Below are 5,454 nucleotides of genomic sequence, written 5' to 3'. Positions count from 1 at the left end.
GTGCCGAAGACCCTCATCCAGCACCTCATCCGCTGGGTCATCTCGCACGGCGAGGGCGTCGACGGCTCGACGAAGCTCACGTCCGAGGCGGCGCGCGTCCTGCAGTCGGTACTCGACACCGAGATCAGCCCGGAGCTCGTGCCGATGACGCAGGACGGCAAGCTGCAGTCCACCGAGGACCGCATCGGCCCGTACGCGCTCCACGACTTCGCGCTGTACCACGTGCTGCGCTACGGGTTCCGTCCGTCGAAGATCGCGTTCCTCGCGTCGCACGCGTGGGGCGATGCGGATGCCGGAGCCTGGCCCCCCGGATTCCCCGACGAAGACCGCTACGCGTACGACCTCGCGACGATCGTGAAGTGGCTGCGGGTATTCCTGCAGCGGTACTTCGCGTTCGCCCAGTTCAAGCGGTCGGCGGTGCCCAACGGGCCCAAGGTCTCGCCCGCCGGCTCGCTGTCGCCGCGCGGCGATTGGCGCGCACCGTCCGACGGGACGGCGACGACGTGGCTCGCCGAGCTCGACGCGGTGCTTCCCGACGAGCTGCGGAGCTAGGGGCTCACTCCTCCTTCCGCGCCCATGCCAGCGTGATGATCCATCCGTCGCGCGACAGGTCGACGAGCTCGTACTGCGTCTTCCGGTCGGGCACCCAGCCCTTCGTCCGCGGCGAGTTCAGTCGCACGTTGTCGCCGCGGATGAGGTTCTTGCGGCCGTCGGCCTCACGGATCGCGACGACGCGCGTCCAGTGTTCGAGAAGCGACTGCACGTTGTCCTCGTCGAACAGGTGCGAATGGCGCTGCATCTCGCGGATCGTCGCCTCGTCCGGGTGGGCATCCCGCAGATCGAGCCCGATCGCGAGGCCGGGATCCGCCACCGCGACGACGGTCGCGCCGCGGAAGCTCACGTTGCGGATCGTCAACGGGACGCTCTGGCCGTTGACCTCGGCATAGAGCTCAGTGCGATGGCCGAACTTCGTCGGCTGTTCGCGGATCACCGCGACGTCGCCTTCCTCGATGCGAAGTCGCTGGGCGATGAGCTCCTTCGCAAGAATGCGCTTGCGGTCGTGCTCGCTCATCTTGGGGTCCCAGCCCAGACGCGCGGTGATGCCGGCCGGAGTGTCGAGCTCTACCGATTCCATTGCCGCCCCTTCCGTCTCCCGATCCGTGCCTTCATCATGGCCAGCCGCGGGCCGCGCGGAAAGGGCCCTTGGGCCCGTGCACCGCGGGGCCCTGCGGTGCGATGATGTCGTCACGGCCCGAGGCAGGTGCCGGCGGGCCGCATGAGTCATGGACGGGTTCGCGGCAGTCGACTTCGAGTTCGCGCGGCAGGTGCTGCAACGTGGGACCGCCGCGCTGTTCCTCATCGCCTTCATCTCCACGCTCAATCAGTTCCGGCCGCTCTTGGGCGAGCACGGCTTGCAGCCGGCGCCGCGCCTGCTGCAGTGGGCCGCGTCGTCGAAGTCGCGGGGCCGGATGCTGCGACCGACGATCTTCCGATACATCGCCTACACCGACCGGCGGCTCGTCATCCTCTGCTGGACCGGCATCGCGATCGCGGCGGTGCTCCTGATCGGCCTCCCCCAGCTCGGGCCGCCGTGGGTGCCGATGCTGTGCTTCCTCGCGCTCTGGATCGGCTACATGTCGATCACGAGCATCGGCCAGACCTTCTACTCGTTCGGGTGGGAGATGCTGCTTCTCGAGATGGGGTTCCTCGCGGCGTTCCTCGGCTCCGACGACCAGCCTCCGGCGACCGCGATCATGGTGCTCTTCTGGTGGCTGCTCTTCCGGCTCGAGTTCGGCGCGGGCATGATCAAGATCCGCGGCGGACGCGAGTGGCGCGACCTCACCGCCCTGACGTATCACCACGAGACGCAGCCGATGCCCGGCCCGCTCAGCCGGCAGGCGCACCTGTTGCCGCGGTGGTTCCACAAGTTCGAGGTGCTGGGCAATCACTTCGCGCAGCTCGTGGTGCCGTGGTTCCTCTTCGCGCCGGTCCTCGGCCTGTGGATCCCGGGACCGGTGCCCGCGATCATCGGCGCGGTCGCCGCGGCCATCGTGATCGGAACCCAGCTGTGGCTCGTGATCACAGGGAACTTCGCGTGGCTCAACTGGGCCACGATCGTGCTCGGATTCTCGGCGGTCGGGCTGCCCGGCATCCGCTTCGAACCGGCGCAGCCGCCCAGCGACCCGCCCTGGCTGATCGATGGACTCCCGCTGTACTGGCTCATCGTGACCTCGGCGGTCACGCTGCTGTACATCGTCCTGAGCTGGCGGCCCGCGCAGAACCTCGTGGCGCGTCACCAGCTCATGAACGCGAGCTTCAACCGCTGGCAGCTCGCGAACGCGTACGGCGCGTTCGGGACGGTCACGAAGGAGCGGATCGAGTACATCGCCGAAGGCACGATGGACGAAGATCCGGATGCCGCGACCTGGCATGCGTACGAGTTCAAGGGCAAGCCCGGAGACGTGTTCCGCATCCCGGGCCAATTCGCGCCCTACCATCTGCGGCTCGATTGGCTCATGTGGTTCCTGCCGCTCGGGCGGCCGATCGAGGAATGGTTCACGACCTTCCTCGTGCGCCTCCTCGAGGCGGATCGGCCGACGCTGCGTCTGCTCGCGCACGATCCGTTCGGCGGTGAGAGGCCGAGATGGGTGCGGGTCGTGACGTACCGCTACCGCTTCGCGACACGCGACGAGTTCAGGCGCACAGGGCAGCGGTGGATGCGGGACCGACGTCGGCTGCTCGTTCGGCCGGTCAGCGGCAGGCGCGAAAGCGCTACGCGATAGTCTGGAGCGCTTGCGCCCTTCGCACACCCCGATCACACCAAGGAACAGCATGTCCACTCCCACCGAGCCTGCCGTCGACCAGCCGACCCAGGCCTACCCGCCCGCACAGCATGCGGCGGCCTATCCCTCCCCCGACCAGCCGACGGCTGTCTACGGCAGCGCGCCGATGCCACCGGCACCCGACACCCGCCCGAAGGTCCTCGGCATCGTCGCGCTGATCGTCGCCGTAGTCGGCGTCGGGCTCGTCGCGCTCGGCTTCCTGCCGCTGGTCGGGGTCTCGTTCATCTTCGCGCTGCTGGGCGGGCTCGTGCTGCTCGCGGCTCTCATCCTCGGCATCGTCGTGCTCGCCAACAAGAAGCAGGGCGGCAAGGGCCTCGGCATCGCTGCACTCGTGATCGCCGTTCTCGGCGGCTTCGCGGCCATCGCCGCGATGGTCTTCTCGTTCGTGCTGGTCGGTCTGACCGCGGCGGCGGCCGCCCAGGAATCCGTCACGTCTTCGGATGTCACGACGGAAGACGACGCGACCGATGAGGGCACCGCGACCGACGACGAGGCCGTCGACGACGCTCCCGTGGCGGGTGCCTATGACGAAGAGGCGTACCTCGCGATCGTCCGCCCCGAGATCCTCGCGATCGTGCAGGATGCCGTCCCGGGTATCTCGGAGGAGGAGGTCTCAGCCGTCTACAGTGACGAGACGCTCGTGATGCTCGGCGCGCCGTTCGTCGGTCTCGACGACGCAGCGATCGAAGCCAACCGGGAGCCGTTCGTCTCGTCGATGGTCGGCATGTCCGACGGCATCTTCACCGACGAGCACGCCAACCGGCTGTACGACGCGATCGTGACTGCGGCGCGTCAGCACCTCGCGGAGTAACCACTCCGACGCAGAACGCCCGTCGGGTGTCGATCGCATTGCGATCCGGCACCCGGCGGGCGTTTCTCACTCGGTTTCGGTGTCGGTGTCGGTTGCGGTGTCGGCTGATGCGGATGCCTCGGCGGATGCGTCTTCAGCGAGGCCGTCCTGGGCGGGCTCGCCCGCTTCGGCCGACTCCGTCGCGACGGTCGCATCGAGTGCGGGCTCGTCAGCCCCTTCCTCGATCTCCTCGATGAAGATCGTCTCGCTGTCGGCGAGGCCGGATGCATCGTCGATCGCCTCGGCCGCGACGACGGCGCGCCGCTGCCACTCCTGTGCCTCGTCGCTGCGACCGAGCTCCTCGAGCACCGCGGCACGCGCCGAGAACAGCGCAGGGCTCCACTCGAAAGCGCGGTCCGGGTCGAGTTCCGGGATGTCGAGTTCGAGCAGCGCCCGCTCGGTCTGGCCGAGGTCGAGACGCGCGCCCGACATCGCGATCGCAAGCTCCACACGCACCGCGGGAGGGAGCGTCGATCGGTCGACGCTGCGTCCGACCTCGAGCGCGCGGTCGGGACGACCGACTCCACGCTCGGAGTCGACCATGAGCGCGATCTGGTCGTCGCGCCCTGAGATCCGCCGGTACGTTCGCAGCTCCCGCAGCGCGAGAGCGTAGTCGCCGATCGCGTACGCGGTGATCGCAGCAGTCTCGCGCACGACGGCGATTCGTCCGGCGCTGCGAACGGCCGCCAGTGCATGCTCGTGGGCGAGCGCGGGATCGTCGTCGATGAGCGCCGCCGCCATCGCGAGGTGGCGGGCGACCTTCTCCGCGTTCTCCTTGCTCAGGGTCTTGAGTTCGTTGCGGGCAGCCGGGTTGAGATCGCGCGGCGTGACGTCCTCGGGGATCGGAGGAGCCGGATGCCGCGCCGCCCGCTCGTCCGAATCGCGCACCTGCTCACGGGAGCGGTCATCGCGCGACCCTGAACGTGGCGGGCGCCCGGCGGGCGCACCGAAGCGGTTGTCGCGACGCTGGTCCGGGCGCTGCGTACGGCCGCCAGGACGACCGTCGCGATGGGAGCCCGCCTCGCGGCGGTCGCCGTACGGGCGGTCACCGCGATACTCGCCCTTGCGCGAACCGCCGGCCCCACGTTTGTCGCCGTACGGGCGGCCGGAGCCGCGCTTGTCGCCGTAAGGGCGGTCGCCACCTCGGTCAGCCCCGTAAGGCTTGCCGGATGCCGCGCGGCGGTCGCCGCCGGGACGATCGTCGGCGCGCTTGCCCGCGTAGGGCTTCTTCTGCCCGTAGGACTTCTGATCCCCGAGGCGGCCGGTGCTCGAGCGATTGTCGCCGTAGCGCTTGGCCCCATACGGCTTTTCTCCGGACGTCCGGCCGGACGAGGTGCGGCCGGCATCGCGACCGCCGCCAGAGGGGCGACGACCAGCGCCCGCGCCGCGGCTCGGGCGTTCGTCGCGGGATGAGTCGGCACGATCAGCGTTGCGCTCGCGGCCGGCGTCTTTGCCGTCGCGGCCCGAAGGGCGTTCGGAGCGCCGTCGGTTTGCGTCGTCCGCCGCGGCGTACCGCGGACGCGGTCGCTTCTCGCGGGACTCTCGTTCGTCCGACATGGTTCTCCTTATCGCCTTGAGGGCTGCGCTGTTCGTTTGTGTTGTTAACGCCGAATGGCCACCGTGTGGTGGCCATTCGGGGATGTGGGTGTCCGGCGGTGTCCTACTCTCCCACAGGGTCTCCCCTGCAGTACCATCGGCGCTGAAAGGCTTAGCTTCCGGGTTCGGAATGGGACCGGGCGTTTCCCTTTCGCTATGGCCGCC

The 5,454-nt window shown here is 69.1% G+C and carries 4 protein-coding genes, 1 rRNA gene and 1 pseudogene; 3 read left to right on the top strand and 3 right to left on the bottom strand.

The annotated features are described in order from the left end of the window. A pseudogene (nadE, locus tag VFF97_RS16225) lies at positions 1-552 on the top strand (NAD(+) synthase); the annotation flags it as partial. A gap of 4 nt (positions 553-556) precedes the next feature. Here the strand turns inward: nadE and VFF97_RS16220 are convergent. Next, the gene (locus VFF97_RS16220) at positions 557-1,135 is read right to left on the bottom strand and encodes a hypothetical protein (protein ID WP_325034542.1); all 579 of its coding nucleotides are present in this window, start codon (positions 1,133-1,135) and stop codon (positions 557-559) included. Between the two features lie 148 nt (positions 1,136-1,283). Between VFF97_RS16220 and VFF97_RS16215 the strand changes: the two genes are divergently transcribed. Beyond that, positions 1,284-2,783 (top strand): lipase maturation factor family protein, encoded by a 1,500-nt coding sequence (locus VFF97_RS16215; RefSeq protein ID WP_325034541.1) that lies wholly within the window; start codon positions 1,284-1,286, stop codon positions 2,781-2,783. A 49-nt stretch (positions 2,784-2,832) separates the two neighbouring features. Then, positions 2,833-3,654 (top strand): hypothetical protein, encoded by an 822-nt coding sequence (locus VFF97_RS16210; protein WP_325034540.1) that lies wholly within the window; start codon positions 2,833-2,835, stop codon positions 3,652-3,654. Positions 3,655-3,720: 66 nt separating this feature from the next. Here VFF97_RS16210 and VFF97_RS16205 read toward each other — a convergent pair whose 3' ends face one another. Together VFF97_RS16205 and rrf are read right to left on the bottom strand one after the other, a co-directional pair. Next, positions 3,721-4,581: a hypothetical protein gene (locus tag VFF97_RS16205; RefSeq protein ID WP_325034539.1), complete on the bottom strand. Its 861-nt coding sequence runs from the start codon at positions 4,579-4,581 to the stop codon at positions 3,721-3,723. Positions 4,582-5,340: 759 nt separating this feature from the next. Continuing rightward, positions 5,341-5,454: ribosomal RNA gene (gene rrf / locus VFF97_RS16200) — 5S ribosomal RNA — on the bottom strand; the annotation flags it as partial.

It is taken from the genome of Microbacterium sp., assembly GCF_035687345.1.
Taxonomy (GTDB): domain Bacteria; phylum Actinomycetota; class Actinomycetes; order Actinomycetales; family Microbacteriaceae; genus Microbacterium.
Note: the sequence above shows the minus strand (reverse complement) of the source record. Positions and strands in the feature narration are given on the sequence as shown.

Coding starts and splice junctions, on each gene's coding strand:
- VFF97_RS16220 (WP_325034542.1), bottom strand. CDS start 1,135: ATGGAATCGGTAGAGCTCGACACTCCGGCCGGCATCACCGCGCGTCTG.
- VFF97_RS16215 (WP_325034541.1), top strand. CDS start 1,284: ATGGACGGGTTCGCGGCAGTCGACTTCGAGTTCGCGCGGCAGGTGCTG.
- VFF97_RS16210 (WP_325034540.1), top strand. CDS start 2,833: ATGTCCACTCCCACCGAGCCTGCCGTCGACCAGCCGACCCAGGCCTAC.